Origin of the sequence: uncultured Sphingobacterium sp., assembly GCF_964277905.1 — a bacterium.
GTDB lineage: Bacteria > Bacteroidota > Bacteroidia > Sphingobacteriales > Sphingobacteriaceae > Sphingobacterium > Sphingobacterium siyangense.
Map to the genome: position 1 here is coordinate 1 of NZ_CAXYKD010000004.1, position 15,393 is coordinate 15,393.

12 protein-coding genes are annotated in these 15,393 nt (G+C 40.6%); 10 read left to right on the top strand and 2 right to left on the bottom strand.

Annotated elements, in window-relative coordinates:
- Positions 1-366: GNAT family N-acetyltransferase (locus tag ACHWSC_RS03495; protein WP_394675794.1), on the top strand; the 366-nt coding region annotated here is incomplete at its 5' end.
- Positions 367-460: 94 nt separating this feature from the next.
- Here the strand turns inward: ACHWSC_RS03495 and ACHWSC_RS03500 are convergent.
- Entirely contained in the window at positions 461-2,995 is a 2,535-nt protein-coding gene (locus ACHWSC_RS03500) for an ATP-dependent Clp protease ATP-binding subunit (protein WP_394675795.1), read from the bottom strand.
- A 185-nt stretch (positions 2,996-3,180) separates the two neighbouring features.
- Here ACHWSC_RS03500 and ettA point away from each other — a divergent pair, with 185 nt between their 5' ends.
- From ettA to uxuA, 9 genes are all read left to right on the top strand, one after another.
- Positions 3,181-4,863 (top strand): energy-dependent translational throttle protein EttA, encoded by a 1,683-nt coding sequence (gene ettA, locus ACHWSC_RS03505; RefSeq protein WP_046672222.1) that lies wholly within the window; start codon positions 3,181-3,183, stop codon positions 4,861-4,863.
- Positions 4,864-4,872: 9 nt separating this feature from the next.
- A complete protein-coding gene (locus tag ACHWSC_RS03510; RefSeq protein WP_182983172.1) occupies positions 4,873-6,057 on the top strand; it encodes a PAS domain-containing sensor histidine kinase in 1,185 nt (394 codons plus the stop codon).
- Positions 6,058-6,099: 42 nt separating this feature from the next.
- A complete protein-coding gene (locus tag ACHWSC_RS03515; RefSeq protein ID WP_394675796.1) occupies positions 6,100-7,167 on the top strand; it encodes a response regulator in 1,068 nt (355 codons plus the stop codon).
- Positions 7,168-7,529: 362 nt separating this feature from the next.
- A complete protein-coding gene (locus ACHWSC_RS03520) occupies positions 7,530-7,946 on the top strand; it encodes a lactate dehydrogenase (RefSeq protein ID WP_088160734.1) in 417 nt (138 codons plus the stop codon).
- A gap of 1 nt (position 7,947) precedes the next feature.
- Positions 7,948-9,318 carry an oxygen-independent coproporphyrinogen III oxidase gene (gene hemN / locus ACHWSC_RS03525; RefSeq protein ID WP_394675797.1) on the top strand — a complete coding sequence of 457 codons (1,371 nt, stop codon included), beginning with the start codon at positions 7,948-7,950 and terminating at the stop codon, positions 9,316-9,318.
- Between the two features lie 9 nt (positions 9,319-9,327).
- Positions 9,328-11,721 (top strand): heavy metal translocating P-type ATPase, encoded by a 2,394-nt coding sequence (locus tag ACHWSC_RS03530; protein ID WP_394675798.1) that lies wholly within the window; start codon positions 9,328-9,330, stop codon positions 11,719-11,721.
- 5 nt (positions 11,722-11,726) lie between these two features.
- Positions 11,727-11,915, top strand: coding sequence for a cbb3-type cytochrome oxidase assembly protein CcoS (gene ccoS, locus ACHWSC_RS03535; protein WP_075991720.1), 189 nt, complete (start codon positions 11,727-11,729; stop codon positions 11,913-11,915).
- A gap of 79 nt (positions 11,916-11,994) precedes the next feature.
- Positions 11,995-12,813, top strand: coding sequence for an SDR family oxidoreductase (locus ACHWSC_RS03540; RefSeq protein WP_394675799.1), 819 nt, complete (start codon positions 11,995-11,997; stop codon positions 12,811-12,813).
- A gap of 12 nt (positions 12,814-12,825) precedes the next feature.
- On the top strand, positions 12,826-13,986 hold the full coding sequence (uxuA, locus tag ACHWSC_RS03545; protein ID WP_394675800.1) for a mannonate dehydratase: 1,161 nt from the start codon (positions 12,826-12,828) through the stop codon (positions 13,984-13,986).
- Between the two features lie 141 nt (positions 13,987-14,127).
- Here the strand turns inward: uxuA and ACHWSC_RS03550 are convergent, their stop codons facing one another.
- Positions 14,128-15,150: a LacI family DNA-binding transcriptional regulator gene (locus ACHWSC_RS03550; protein ID WP_120336504.1), complete on the bottom strand. Its 1,023-nt coding sequence runs from the start codon at positions 15,148-15,150 to the stop codon at positions 14,128-14,130.
- Positions 15,151-15,393 lie beyond the last annotated feature (243 nt).

Below are 15,393 nucleotides of genomic sequence, written 5' to 3' on the forward strand. Positions count from 1 at the left end.
GTCGACAACGGGATAGGCAGATGGGCAATCATCGACAAAAAAACGAACGACTTTATGGGCTGGGGCGGATTTAAATTGATAACCACGCTAACAAATAACAAGTCGGATTATTACGATTTAGGATACCGGTTGATACAGTCTTACTGGGGTAAAGGATATGCTACCGAATGTTCATTAGCATGCATCGACTACGGCTTTAACAACCTGCTGTTAAATGAAATTTATGCCATGGCTGATGTAGAAAACACGGCATCAGTACACGTTTTGGAAAAATCAGGACTGAAAAAAATTGAAAAGTTTATTTATGAAGCCAAGTCGCACTATTGGTTCAAATTGACTAAAATGGAGTGGCCAAATAAATATTAACCAAAGTAATACGCTTCTGCATTTACAGTTTATATTAAAACAACAAAAGCCGCTGATTTCTCAGCGGCTTTTGTTGTTTATATCGGATTTGAAATTATCCTTGTTGCTCGGCTTCCGGAGTTTTGTTTTCGCCATTGTTTTTGGCAGAAACTTTAATCTCGTTAGCTTCTTTGTCAAAGTCAACTTCCAGGATATCGCCTTCGGCTAATTCACCTTTCAGTATTTCTTCCGCAATCGGATCCTCCAGGTATTTCTGAATGGCTCGTTTTAGCGGACGGGCACCGAAGTTTTCGTCGTAACCGCGGTCGGCAATTACTTCTTTGGCGTTATCTGTTAACTCAATTTTGTAACCTAAACCATTGATACGGCCAAATAATGAAGCCAATTCAATATCTATGATTTTGTAAATGTTTTCTTTGGTTAAGGAGTTAAACACAATTACATCATCAATACGGTTCAGGAACTCAGGAGCAAAAGCACGTTTCAGCGCATTTTCAATCACACCTCTCGAGTGTGCATCAGCCTGGTTCATTTTAGCAGCAGTGCTAAAACCAACACCCTGACCAAAATCTTTTAATTGACGGGCACCAATGTTAGAGGTCATGATGATGATGGTATTTCTGAAATCCACCTTACGACCTAACGAGTCTGTTAACTGACCTTCGTCCAACACCTGTAACAGAATGTTGAATACATCCGGGTGAGCTTTCTCAATCTCATCCAATAAGACAACCGCATAAGGTTTACGACGTACTTTTTCAGTCAATTGACCACCTTCTTCATAACCAACATATCCTGGAGGCGCTCCAACAAGGCGAGATACCGCAAATTTCTCCATGTATTCGCTCATGTCAATTTGGATCAGTGCATCTTCTGTATCAAACATAAATCGTGCTAATTCTTTAGCCAACTCTGTTTTACCAACCCCAGTAGGACCTAAGAAGATAAATGACCCGATTGGTTTTTTAGGATCCTTCAAGCCCGCACGTGTACGTTGAATAGCTTTCACCAATTTACCTACAGCGTCATCTTGACCAATGATTCTTCCCTTCATCAACTCAGCCATATTCAACAGCTTTTGACTGTCTGTTTGACTAACACGTTGTACTGGAATACCTGTCATCATGGCCACTACTTCAGCAACATTTTCTTCTGAAACAGTATAGCGTTTAGATTTTGTCTCTTCTTCCCAAGCGATTTTCTCTTTCTCGAGCTCTTCGATCAATTTTTTCTCCGTATCACGCAATTTGGCAGCCTCTTCGTATTTTTGACTACGAACGACTTTGTTCTTTTCCAATTTGACCTCTTCAATTTTATTTTCAATGTCAATAATGGACTGCGGTACATGAATATTGTTTAAGTGCACGCGAGAGCCTGCCTCATCCAAAGCATCAATAGCCTTATCTGGTAAGAATCTGTCTGTAATATAACGTGTTGTTAACGACACACAGGCTTCGATCGCTTCGGGAGTGTAGGTCACATTGTGGTGATCCTCATATTTCTCCTTGATACGATTCAATATCTCAACCGTTTCATCATGTGTTGCCGGCTCAATTGTTACCCGTTGGAAACGACGGTCCAAAGCACCATCTTTTTCAATGTATTGACGATATTCGTCCAATGTGGTTGCACCGATACATTGGATTTCTCCTCTTGCCAAGGCTGGTTTGAACATATTGGAAGCATCTAACGATCCTGAAGCGCCACCTGCACCAACGATGGTGTGAATCTCATCGATAAATAAGATGACATCCGGTGATTTCTCCAGCTCATTCATGACCGCTTTCATACGTTCTTCAAATTGACCGCGATATTTCGTTCCGGCAACCAATGAAGCCAGATCCAATGTGACTACACGCTTATTGAATAGTACACGTGAGACCTTGCGTTGGACAATACGAAGAGCAAGTCCCTCCGCAATAGCTGATTTACCAACTCCCGGTTCACCGATCAACAAAGGATTGTTCTTCTTGCGTCGGGATAAAATTTGAGATACACGCTCAATTTCTTTTTCGCGACCCACAATAGGATCCAATTTACCCTCTTCGGCAGCTTTGGTCAAATCACGGCCAAAGTTGTCCAATACCGGAGTTTTGGATTTGATATCCGAAACTTTTTTAGGTTGGATATATTGATCATCCTCAGCAAAATCATCGTCGCCGGTAGGAGAGCCCGGAGCCTCATCCTTGATGGTCGTTCTATTTTGCTCAACTTCAGACTTGAAGATGTCGTAAGTCACATTGTATTGTTGTAAAATCTGAGAAGCAATATTATCTTCATCTCGTAAGATAGCCAATAATAGATGCTCCGTTCCGATGATGTCCGATTTGAATATTTTAGCTTCCAAATAAGTGATCTTCAAAACTTTTTCAGCCTGTTTTGTTAATGGCATATTGCCAATAGGAGCGCGTGAAACCGATGCCCCCTTCACTGCGTCCTCCACAGATTGACGTAGTGCTGTCGTGTCAATGCCTATGTTTTTAAGGATCTTTATCGCCATACCATCGCCTTCACGAATCAATCCGAGCAATAAATGCTCTGTTCCTATATAATCGTGACGCAATCTCAAAGCTTCCTCTCTACTGTACGATATGACATCCTTTACGCGCGGTGAAAATTTTGCTTCCATTGAATACCTTTCTGTTTTATATTAAGGATATATAAATGTAGTAAATTCTGCATTTCAAACCTTAAAATTATTTTAAATAATGTCATCAACAATTAAGCCATGACCGTTATACGTCCAAAATGTCAGTATAAAAGATTACATTTGTATGTTAATATAATAAGAGTTTTCGAATTTTTTTAAATTTTATGTCAGACGAGAAGATCATTTTTTCGATGGCGGGTGTCAACAAAATCTATCCGCCTCAAAAACAAGTGTTAAAAAATATCTATTTATCTTTTTTCTATGGCGCGAAGATCGGTGTGATCGGTTTAAACGGATCAGGTAAATCTTCCCTATTAAAAATTATCGCTGGATTGGATAAGTCTTACCAAGGCGAGGTGGTGTTCTCCCCAGGTTACTCTGTGGGGTATTTAGCACAAGAACCTCAATTGGATCTTGAAAAGACTGTTCTTGAAGTCGTTCAGGAAGGTGTCGCTGAAATTACAGCCATCTTACAGGAATACGAAGAAATCAACGAAAAATTTGGCTTGCCAGAGGTGTATGAAAATGCCGATGAGATGGACAAATTGTTGGCAAGACAAGGGGAACTTCAGGATATCATTGATGCCACTAATGCTTGGGAAATCGATTCGAAATTGGAAAGAGCAATGGATGCTTTACGTTGCCCCGAACCAGATGCGAAGATTGTCAATTTGTCAGGTGGTGAGCGCAGACGTGTAGCATTATGTCGCTTATTGTTGCAGGAGCCTGATGTATTACTCCTAGATGAGCCGACCAACCACTTGGACGCCGAGTCGATTGATTGGTTAGAACAACATTTAAAACAATATAAAGGAACGGTCATTGCCGTTACCCACGACCGTTATTTCTTGGATAATGTAGCCGGATGGATTCTTGAATTGGATCGCGGTGAGGGTATTCCTTGGAAAGGAAATTATTCTTCTTGGTTAGATCAAAAAGCAAAACGCTTGGCACAGGAAGAAAAACAGGAAACCAAACGTCAAAAAACCTTGGAACGTGAGCTGGAATGGGTGCGTATGGCACCGAAAGCACGCCACGCCAAATCGAAAGCTCGTTTGCATAACTATGAAAAATTAGCTTCTGAGGAAACGAAAGAACGCGAAGAAAAATTGGAATTGTTTATTCCACCGGGACCACGTTTAGGTAATTCGGTCATTGAGGCAACTAATATTTCCAAAGCGTATGGCGATCGTATCTTGTTTGAAAATTTGAGTTTCATGTTGCCGCCTGCGGGTATCGTAGGGATTATTGGACCCAACGGTGCGGGTAAAACAACCTTATTCCGTCTGATTACAGGTCAGGAAACACCTGACACGGGTTCGTTCAAGGTCGGAGAAACAGTAAAATTGGGTTACGTAGACCAAATGCACCACGACCTCGATCCTGAAAAATCGGTTTGGGAAAATATTACGGGTGGCAGCGACAATATGATGCTGGGCAATCGCTCGGTAAACTCAAGAGCTTACGTTTCCAAATTTAATTTTAACGGTGCTGATCAACAAAAGAAAGTAGGTGTACTTTCCGGTGGAGAACGTAACCGTGTTCACTTGGCTATTACACTCAAAGAAGGCTCAAATGTGCTCTTACTCGATGAGCCGACCAATGATATTGATGTAAATACCTTACGGGCACTGGAAGAAGGCTTGGAGAATTTCGGCGGTTGTGCCGTTGTGATCTCCCACGATAGATGGTTCCTGGATCGTATCTGTACACATATCCTTGCTTTTGAAGGGGATTCACAGGTTTATTTCTTTGAAGGTAACTACACTGAATATGAAGAAAACCGTAAAAAACGTGTTGGTGACGTGACACCACACCGTATTAAATACAAGAAACTGGTAAAATAAGCAACGATCATGGACGGTGGAAGGCTTTTAGCTGCTATAATAGATCACGCTATTGATGGAATCATTACCATAGACAACAGGGGGAATGTGGAAAGCATTAACCCTGCTGCCTTGGAATTGTTCGGTTATCAGGCTGAAGAGGTGATCGGACACAATATCTCCATGTTAATGCCTGAACCTGATCGTGGTAATCACGATGGTTATCTGCATAATTACCAAACCACAGGTCACAAGAAAATAATCGGAATCGGCCGTGAAGTGATGGGCTTAAAGAAAAATGGAGAAACATTTCCATTCCGCCTGGCAGTCAGTGAGGTTTGGTTAAAAGATAAGAATATCTTTACCGGCTTTATTCACGATTTATCGCGTGAGAAAGCTGCCGAGGATATGCTCAAGCAACATGCAGCCGAACTTGAACATAAAGTCAGTGAGCGTACACGCGACCTGATCTCTCTGGTATCTGAACTTGAAAAAGCTAAAGCAGAAGTCTCAAAGTCTTTGGAAAAAGAAATTGAACTTAACCAGCTGAAATCACGGTTTGTGTCCATGGCCTCGCATGAGTTCCGGACACCTTTAAGCTCGGTTCAGCTTTCGGCTTCTCTGATTGAAAAGTATTCCGAACGACCGGATGATAAGGCTAATATCATTAAACACACCAATAAAATTAAAAGTGCAGTTCAATTGCTCACAAGTATCCTGAACGACTTTCTGTCACTTGAAAAATTGGAAGCGGGTATTGTTGTGATGAATAAGCAATACATCAATCTCGTTGAGTTGGCAGAAGAGATCACCGAAGAAATGCAATTGATCTGTAAGAAAAATCAGCATATTGTATACCAACATACCGGAGAAATTGGGCATTTCACTCTAGATCCAAATTTGTTGAAAAATGCTTTGGTCAACTTAATCTCCAACGCGATCAAATATTCCGGAGAAGATACCTTGATCGAATTCACAACCTGTATCGACGACGAAGGCTGCTTAATATCCGTGAAAGACAATGGTATTGGTATACCCGAGGAAGATCAGGTACATTTGTTTGAGCCTTTTTTTAGAGCACATAATACGGGTAATATCCCTGGTACAGGATTAGGTTTGAATATTGTAAAACGATACATCGAATTGATGGCGGGGCAGATGGAATTTGAATCGGAAGTACACAAAGGGACTTCATTCAGAGTAAGCTTTAAATAAAGGTGAACTTGCAGATTCGCATAACTGAATAAATAATTGCAGATGAGAAATAAAAAGACAATTCTAATTATTGAAGATAATATCGATATCCGAGAAGGGACTACCGAAATATTGGAGTTGACAGGAAGGTATGATGTCATTACAGCCGAAAATGGGCGCGTTGGCGTCGACCTGGCGACAAGACATATTCCTGATTTGATTCTCTGTGATATCATGATGCCTGAACTGGATGGTTACGGAGTCTTATTTATGTTAAGCAAAATTGAAAGTACAGCCAAAATTCCGTTCATTTTTCTGACTGCCAAAGCGGAACGCGCAGATATGCGCAAAGCGATGGAAATGGGGGCGGATGATTATTTGACGAAACCTTTTGATGATGTCGAATTGATGAATGCAATAGATGTTCGCCTCAAAAGACATGAGCAGCTTGCAGCAGATATCCCTCAGGAAGAAGATTTGAGTTTGAGCGCCGAAGAGCAGGTATTGTTGCTAAAAGAGCTAATTGCCAACTCACGTGTGAAAATAGTGAAGAAAAAACAGTCTATTTATGAAAAAGATGATTCGCCAACGTACGTCTATTTTGTGAAATCTGGTCAGGTGCGCAGCTTTAAGTCCTATAAAGATGGACGTGAGCTGTCCACAGGTATTTTTATTGAAGGCAATTACTTTGGTTATGCCTCGGTTTTGTTGAATGATAATTATGAAGACTACGCCGAAGCTGTTGAACAAAGTGAAATTGTGTTGATTCCAAAGGATAGTTTTTTGGAGCTGTTATGGAAAAAACCTGCAATAGCCAGTAAATTTATTAAGCTCCTTTCTGTCGACTTACGTGAAAAAGAAGAGCAATTGCTGGGTTTTGCCTATCATTCTGTCCGTAAGCGTGTCGCCAATGCTTTGATTAGCGTTGCTGAAAAAAGTGGAGTCAATATCAATGAGGCTGATGCATGCTCAATTGATGTGACACGAGACGGCCTAGCTTCAATTGCAGGTACAGCCAATGAAACTGTTTCCCGTATGCTCTCCGACTTTAAAGATGAAAAACTGATTTCGAAAGAAAAAGGAAAAATATACATCAATTCCATCAAGAACCTGCGGGATGTGAAGCAGTAGGGATCAGCAGCGAATATTTAAAAATCAACATAAAAAAAGGCGTGTTCAGTTTTTCTGAACACGCCTTTTTTCTGATAGTCTATGTTTACTGATGTGTGTCTTTTCATTAAAGTATCAATGCGAGCTCGCTTTGACGTTTTATTAAACTAGTTCGGTTTCAATGACCGTGTTGTACGCGATTATTGGCCAGATAATAGCTTTCGGTTGACTTTTACAGCCGTTGGTGTTAGCGAAATCATGCAAGTTTTTGTGAATTGTGATAAATATCATTTTAAGGTGTGGTGCTATATCATCTTTTTGCCCATATGCATGATTTACTTTTGTTCTTAGGATAAACCTTAATTGGTGATTGTAGAATCAGAATGAAAGTAGTAGTATATAATGTAAGGTCATTTGAAAAAGAGTTTTGGGCATTGGCAAATGCCAAACAACATGATTTGACTTTGATTTCAAATGGATTAAATGCGGAGACACAGAATTATGCGCGTGGAAAAGATGCGGTAGTTATTTCCGTGAGCGATATTTTGGACGAGAGCATGCTACTTAATTTAAAAGGGTTAGGGATCAATAAGATTATGACCCGCAGTAAGGATACTGCTCATATCGATCTGGTAAAGGCTGGAGATCTGAATATTCAGATTGCCAATGCACCATTTGAAGATCAGAGTCCAAAAGGACTGGCAGAGCAGACCGTCCGGAATCTCAACTTATGGGGATTAGAAAAATGTGTTGGTAAAGCCTGTTGTTGTCTAAACGACTGTGCTAAAAAAATAAAATAAAATGATTACATCGCAGGTTACAATGGAAGAATTGGTGCAAAAATATAATGTTGCCGCACCGCGCTATACAAGCTATCCTACTGTTCCCTTTTGGGATAATGAAGCATTTTCTCGGGCGGCTTGGACTAATCAAGTCTACCAAACTTTCCAGCAGTCGAAAGAAAAAGGTATCAGCTTATATATACACCTTCCTTTTTGTGAAAGCCTCTGTACTTATTGTGGCTGCAATACGCGCATTACAAAAAACCATCGCGTTGAAGAGCCTTATATTGCCTCTCTTTTGAAAGAATGGGAAATGTATGTCGCTTTATTTAAGGGAGAAAGACCGTTATTGGCAGAAATACATTTGGGTGGTGGTACTCCGACCTTTTTCCATCCGGATAATTTGAAGGTACTGATTGAGGGGATCCTTAAACACGCAGACCTGGCTCCTGATCGTTCATTCTCTTTTGAAGCTCACCCTGCTAATACAACCGTCACACATTTAGAAACCTTATTTGACTTGGGGTTTCGGCGCTTGAGCCTGGGAATACAGGATTTTGATCCACTTGTGCAGTTTGTGATCAACCGACATCAAACATCGGCGGAAGTGAAAGAAGTGATGCTGAATGCGCGGAAAATTGGATTTGAGTCGATCAACTTCGATTTGATCTATGGATTGCCTAAGCAAACATTGGCTACGGTGGAAGATACGATCCAAAAAGCGATGCTGCTCGGTCCAGACCGGATCTCTTTCTATAGCTATGCCCACGTGCCTTGGATAAAACCCGGTCAACGGCATTATACTGAAGCAGATCTACCTCATGGCGCAGCCAAACTCGCCCTATATAACCTTGGGAAAAAAATGATTTTGGCCCATGGCTATGAAGATGTCGGTATGGATCATTTTGCGAAAAGAGAGGACGAGTTATTTGTGGCTTTTCAACAAGAAAGATTACATCGCAATTTTATGGGGTATGCCGATCGATTTAGTCCCTTGTTAATCGGTATCGGAGTATCTTCGATCAGCGATGCCTGGGGGGCTTTTGCTCAAAATGTGAAGACCGTAGAAGAATACCATAAACTTATTGATGCAGGGGTATTGCCCGTTGTTAAAGGACATATACTCAACGAGGAGGATCTTCTTGTAAGGCGTTATATCCTCGATATGATGTGTAAAGGCAAAGTGCAGTTGCCGACAGGTGCGCCGCTGAATGAGCAGATTATCGACGAATTGTCTGAACTTGTTGCAGATGGTTTAGTCTCCATATCCGGCGATCTAATTCAATGTACTGCTATTGGACGCTCTTTTTTAAGAAATATCTGTATGGCCTTTGATCAGCGATTATTGCGTTCAAAAGCACAAAATCAATTATTTAGTCAGGCAATTTAGAACGAAGGTATGGCAGAGCTAAGGGATGAAATACAACTCGCAGAAAAATGTTTCCATTGCGGCGATAAAATTGAGGAAACGGGCTATCAGCTCGATCATCACGATTTTTGCTGTCTGGGCTGTCAGACCGTTTACCAAGTACTGAACGATAGTGGTATGCAGCAATATTATCGCTATAATCGGCACCCGGGTAAATCGAATAAATCCAAGCAAGAAGATTTTTCTTATCTAGATGAACCACAGATTGCCGATAAATTAGTGGATTATAAAGATGATAAGATGACCATCATCACCTTTTATATTCCGGCTATTCACTGTAGCTCTTGTATCTGGTTGCTGGAAAATTTATATAAACTCAATCCCAATGTACTGCAGTCGCGCGTGGACTTTATGAAGAAACAGGCGAGCATTACATTCAATCACAATGAGCTGCCATTGAAAGACCTGGTTTATCTTTTGGTCAATATCGGTTATGACCCTAAAATCACTTTGCAGGATGTTGTAAAGGAAGGGAATAGAAATAATCTGAATCCTTTGGTCGCAAAAATTGCTGTTGCCGGTTTCTGTTTTGGAAATTCTATGTTATTCAGTTTCCCTGATTATTTTGGAATGGGGAGTTTTGAAAAGGAATATGCCAATTTCTTTGGTTATATAAACCTTGCCTTTGGTCTCCCTGTTTTATTGTATTGTGCGTCGGATTATTTCAAATCGGCCTATTGGAGTCTGAAACAAAAGCGGTTGAATCTCGATGTGCCATTAGCTTTGGGAATCCTCGTGTTATTTTTGCGTTCCGCGTTTGAGGTGATCACACAGACAGGCGCTGGTTTTACGGATACACTCTGTAGTCTTGTATTTTTTATATTGATCGGAAAATGGGTACAACAACGTACCTATTATCATATTTCATTTGAACGGGATTACCGGAGTTATTTCCCGGTGGCTGTAACAGTATTGACCGAATCGGGGGATAAACCTGTACAATTAGCTGACGTTCATATAGGTGACCGTATCTTGGTTCGGAACAATGAAATTATACCTGCCGATGCTATGCTTTTAAAAGGTGATGCTGCGATAGATTTTAGCTTTGTAACGGGAGAATCAAGTCCGGTCAGTAAGACCTTAGGCGAAATTATCTATGCCGGCGGACGCCAGACGGGGGAAGCGATAGAACTTGAAGTGGTCAAACCGATTTCACAGTCCTATTTGACCAAATTATGGAATAATGAGAATTATAAAGATTATGACAAACATTTTCAGACTTTTGTCAACTTTATAAGTAAATATTTTACTGTTGTTTTATTGGCTATTGCACTATTGGCTGCCTTATTTTGGGCCGTTGATGGGAGTGCAAGCAGGGCTTGGGGAGCTTTTACGGCGGTATTAATTATTGCATGTCCATGTGCGTTGGCGTTAAGCTCTCCATTTACCCTTTCTGCAGCGCTAAGTATTTTTGATCGAAATAAGTTCTATGTGAAAAATACGGCTGCTATTGAGCAGATGGCAAGGATTGATACCCTGGTGTTCGATAAAACGGGCACAATATCGTCGCCTAAAGCAACCTCAATTTATTTTGAAGGTAGCCTTTCGGCAGTTGACAAAAAACTACTGAATGCGGTATGTAGAAACTCTAGCCATCCGTTGAGCCGTGAAATCGTCAAGTGGCTGAATGTCTCTTCTGCTATTTCGATAGAGGATTTTAAGGAATTTCCGGGTAAGGGGATGCAGGCTAATGTAAGTGGCAAGGAAATTAAAATCGGTAGTGCTAACTTTTTGAATATCGGTAATATTAAAACAGATGGTTCTGTGGTTTTTATTCGTATAGGTGAGGAGTTAAAGGGGTATTTTACCATGGAGCAATCCTGGCGGGATGGCCTTTCGGCTTTGATTGAAGATTTTAAAGTCGAATACGACCTTCATTTAATCTCAGGGGATAACGATAGACGTCTGGATGCACTCCAGTTAATTTTTCCCTCGAATGCAAGCCTGCTTTTTAATCAATCACCAATGCAAAAACTGGAAACCATTCAAAATTTTCAGGTAGCAGGAAAGCATGTCTGCATGATTGGTGATGGCCTTAATGATGCGGGGGCATTGCGTAAAGCAGATCTGGGCATCGCCGTGAGTGATGATATCAATAACTTCTCTCCCGGCTGCGATGCGATACTGGATGGGGAGTCCTTTTCAAAAATGCCGGATTTCTTTGCTTTTAGCAAAGATGCGGTGAAAGTAATACACATGAGCTTTGGTATATCTCTTTTATATAATGTAATTGGATTGAGCTTTGCCGTGCAAGGTATTATGTCGCCATTATTTGCCGCGATTCTAATGCCAATAAGTACGGTAACGATCATCTCCTTTACAAGTCTCATGACGAGGTGGTATGCCAAACGCCGTAAACTCTAGTTGTTATGGAAATAATGTATATTTTGATCGGTTGTAGTGTTTTGTTGGCTTTGGTTTTTCTATGTGCTTTTTTCTGGGCAAATAAAACCGGTCAGCATAATGATACCTATACACCTTCTATACGGATTCTGTTTGATGATGAAACGACAGAAGGGGAAGATAAAGAAGGTGACGTAACTAAAACGTTATCGTAATTAAATCAATTACTTTTTTTTGTAATTAAGGTTATTATCAATAAAATTGGGGGTAAATACCAATTTGAAATTAAAATACATGCATAATAATCCATTTTCATTAAAAGATAAGGTAGTTGTAATTACGGGAGGTACAGGGATTTTAGGCGAAGCATTTGTTGAGGCTTTGGCCGAGGCAGAAGCCAAAGTCGCAGTACTTGGACGTAATGGACAAATCGGAGCGGAGCGTGTCCAGCAGGTAGAGTCTGTTGGTGGCGAAGCTATATTTGTTGAAGTTGACATCATGAACGAACAAGATGTCACTCGGGCGAAAGATGAAGTTTTGCAAAAGTGGGGTAGGATAGACGCTTTAGTAAACGCCGTTGGAGGCAACATTCCAGGTGCAACAATTGGTGCTGATCAAGATTTATTTGCGAGCAATATTCAGGATACCATTAAAGCAATAGAGCTTAATTTGTATGGTACAATGATTCCTACGCATATTATTGGTCGTGTGATTGCTGAAAGCGGAAAAGGTATCATCATCAATATATCTTCTCTTACAGCCAGTCGTCCTTTTACGCGTGTTTTGGGCTATACTGTTGCAAAACACGGTATCGATGGGTATACAAAATGGATGGCCACCGAGCTCGCTCAGCGTTATGGCGATCAAGTTCGTGTCAATGCAATCGCTCCCGGCGTATTCTTAACCAAGCAGAACAAAAACTTATTGATCAATCCAGACGGTACGTATAGCGACCGTACCAAACGTATTCTTAACGGAACTCCCTATAACCGTTTGGGCGACCCTCGTGAGTTAAAAGGAACTTTAATCTATCTATTGAGTGATGCATCGGCCTTTGTGACAGGGGAGACGGTTTTTGTCGATGGTGGTTTTAATGCATGGTGTGGCGTTTAATTAAACTTTAAGATGAGAAAATTAGAACAAACCTGGCGTTGGTATGGTCCCAATGACCCGGTATCTTTACAAGATATCAAACAGGCTGGAGCTACTGGTATTGTTACGGCATTACATCATATTCCACACGGTGAGGTATGGCCACTTGCCGATATTCAAGAAAGAAAACGCATTATAGAAGATGCTGGTCTTACCTGGTCTGTTGTGGAAAGTGTGACAGTACACGAGGAGATTAAGACAAAAGGTGCTAGGGTGGATGAATACCTCCAGAAATATAATGAGACTTTAACCAATCTCGCACAATGCGGCATCAAAACAATTTGTTATAATTTTATGCCGGTGCTGGACTGGACACGTACACAATTGGATTTAACCATGGCGGATGGTTCAAAAGCATTGTATTTTGACTGGATTGATTTGGCACTTTTTGATATTTTTATATTGAAACGTGATGAAGCACAGACAGCGTATCCAGAGGATGTTGTTAAACGGGCGACTTTACGATTTGATGAAATTTCCGAACAGCAAAAAGAAGAATTGGCAAATGTTGTCTTAATGGGGATCCCCGGAGAGAAGAATGTGGAATTGGAAGCGTTAAAAGCGAGCATTGATACCTATAAACATATTGGGAAAGATGGTTTACGCGATAATTTGGTTTATTTCCTTCAGGGAATTGCGGCAACTTGTGAGGATAACGGTATATGTATGACCATTCATCCCGATGATCCACCGTATCCTATTTTAGGTTTGCCCCGAATCGCCAGTAATGGTGCGGATTTCGATTATTTTTTAAATGCGGTTCCACAACGATTTAATGGTGTCTGCTTTTGTACAGGATCTTTGGGAGCCAGTCAGACAAACGATCTGCCGGCTATCTTAGAAAATATTAAAGGGCGGGTAAACTTTGTTCACTTACGGAACGTAAGGAAAGATGCGATCGGAAGCTTTTATGAGGCAGACCATTTGGATGGGGATGTCAATATGTATAAAATCATGAAAATCCTGGTTGCTGAAAATCAATTGAGATCTACAGCGATCCCATTCAGACCAGATCACGGCCATCAGATGCTGGATGATCTGAATAAAGTAACAAATCCAGGGTATTCTGCCATTGGAAGATTGAGAGGGCTTGCGGAATTACGGGGCCTAGAGTATGGTATTGTTGGTGAATGATACCAGTAATTCAGGCGAAGATTAGAGATTATGACCTGTAATAGAGGTCTAGCATAAAGACAGTCGGGAAATAGGGGAGTTAACTTCTTATTTCCCGACTGTTTTGTTTTAAGTATGTCGACTAGACTATAATCAAAAGAATTATAAGGAAGATTTGCGAATGATGAGCTGTGTTGGAAGCTCAATCGTTTCAAATTCATGTATTGGTCTTGTTTGGTTAATGGTGGCGATTAATTTATTTGTCGCCAGTTCCCCAATTTCTGTTGCCGGTTGTACAACTGTGGATAGTGCCGGATTTAAGGAAGCTGCTATCTGTGTGTTTGAAAAACCAATAACGGCGACCTCGGAAGGGACTTGAATCTGAAGCTCAGCCAAAATACCTAGTGTTCGGGTTGTAATAACATCCGTAGCACCGAAAATCGCATCTATACTTTTATGTTCAAGATATTCTTTGCGCAAAATCTCTCGAATTGTTTCGTCTATATCGGTGGTATTATTAAAACTGCATTCGATATAATGTCTATTATCAAAAGGAATCCCCGCATCTGATAAAGCAGATTTGAAGCCATTTAATCGTTCGGCTGCCACACCTAAGTTCTTTCCGGTGATATGCAAAATATTCTTTTTACCTTGTTCGATGAGATGCTTTGTGGCATTATATGAACCCTGGAAATTATTGACACCAACCTTGAATGTGTCGAGCTGGTGATTGATACGATCAAAAATAACGACTGGGATCTGTGACTTTATCAATGCTTTTAGCTCTTCAATATTTGAATCGGAAGAAACCGGAGATATCATTAAGCCATCAATACCGCGCATGCGTAAGACGTCAATACAATTTTTTTCGATCCGTTCGTCTTCCCGGCTTTGCATGAAAATAACGTCATAGACCGTCTGTTGAGAGGCTATTTGAATTCCATCGAGGATTTGTGAAACGAATGTATTGCTAATGTTGGATACAATAACCCCTATTGTATTGGATTTTCCTATTTTTAAGCTCCGTGCCAACTTATTTGGGTGGAAATTATGCTTTTTGGCATATTCCTGAACCATCTTTTTAGTCGCTTCACTTATTTCGTAGCTGTCTGATAATGCTTTGGAAACCGTCGAAACAGAAATATTGAGTGCCAACGCTATATCTTTCAGGGTAGTTCTGCTCATCGCTCTGGTGGTTATTTTAAGAAGATAAATCTACATAAAAAAATAGATAAATAGGTTTTTTATCTTGATAAGTGGACCAATGCTGCTATTATTTGGCTTTTCATATTGCTATTTTCGCTTGTTTCAGCGGCAGTTTTGACAAAAGGGGAGGCCTGTTGTTACGTCGCTTAGGCTCAAATTGTATACTGATTTGTAATTAACAGCACTATAGTACCGTTTTAACAGGGGGTTAATAGGGGTTGT

Coding starts and splice junctions, on each gene's coding strand:
- uxuA (WP_394675800.1), top strand. CDS start 12,826: ATGAGAAAATTAGAACAAACCTGGCGTTGGTATGGTCCCAATGACCCG.
- ACHWSC_RS03520 (WP_088160734.1), top strand. CDS start 7,530: ATGAAAGTAGTAGTATATAATGTAAGGTCATTTGAAAAAGAGTTTTGG.
- ACHWSC_RS03500 (WP_394675795.1), bottom strand. CDS start 2,995: ATGGAAGCAAAATTTTCACCGCGCGTAAAGGATGTCATATCGTACAGT.
- ettA (WP_046672222.1), top strand. CDS start 3,181: ATGTCAGACGAGAAGATCATTTTTTCGATGGCGGGTGTCAACAAAATC.
- ACHWSC_RS03530 (WP_394675798.1), top strand. CDS start 9,328: ATGGCAGAGCTAAGGGATGAAATACAACTCGCAGAAAAATGTTTCCAT.
- ACHWSC_RS03515 (WP_394675796.1), top strand. CDS start 6,100: ATGAGAAATAAAAAGACAATTCTAATTATTGAAGATAATATCGATATC.
- ACHWSC_RS03550 (WP_120336504.1), bottom strand. CDS start 15,150: ATGAGCAGAACTACCCTGAAAGATATAGCGTTGGCACTCAATATTTCT.
- ACHWSC_RS03510 (WP_182983172.1), top strand. CDS start 4,873: ATGGACGGTGGAAGGCTTTTAGCTGCTATAATAGATCACGCTATTGAT.
- hemN (WP_394675797.1), top strand. CDS start 7,948: ATGATTACATCGCAGGTTACAATGGAAGAATTGGTGCAAAAATATAAT.
- ccoS (WP_075991720.1), top strand. CDS start 11,727: ATGGAAATAATGTATATTTTGATCGGTTGTAGTGTTTTGTTGGCTTTG.
- ACHWSC_RS03540 (WP_394675799.1), top strand. CDS start 11,995: ATGCATAATAATCCATTTTCATTAAAAGATAAGGTAGTTGTAATTACG.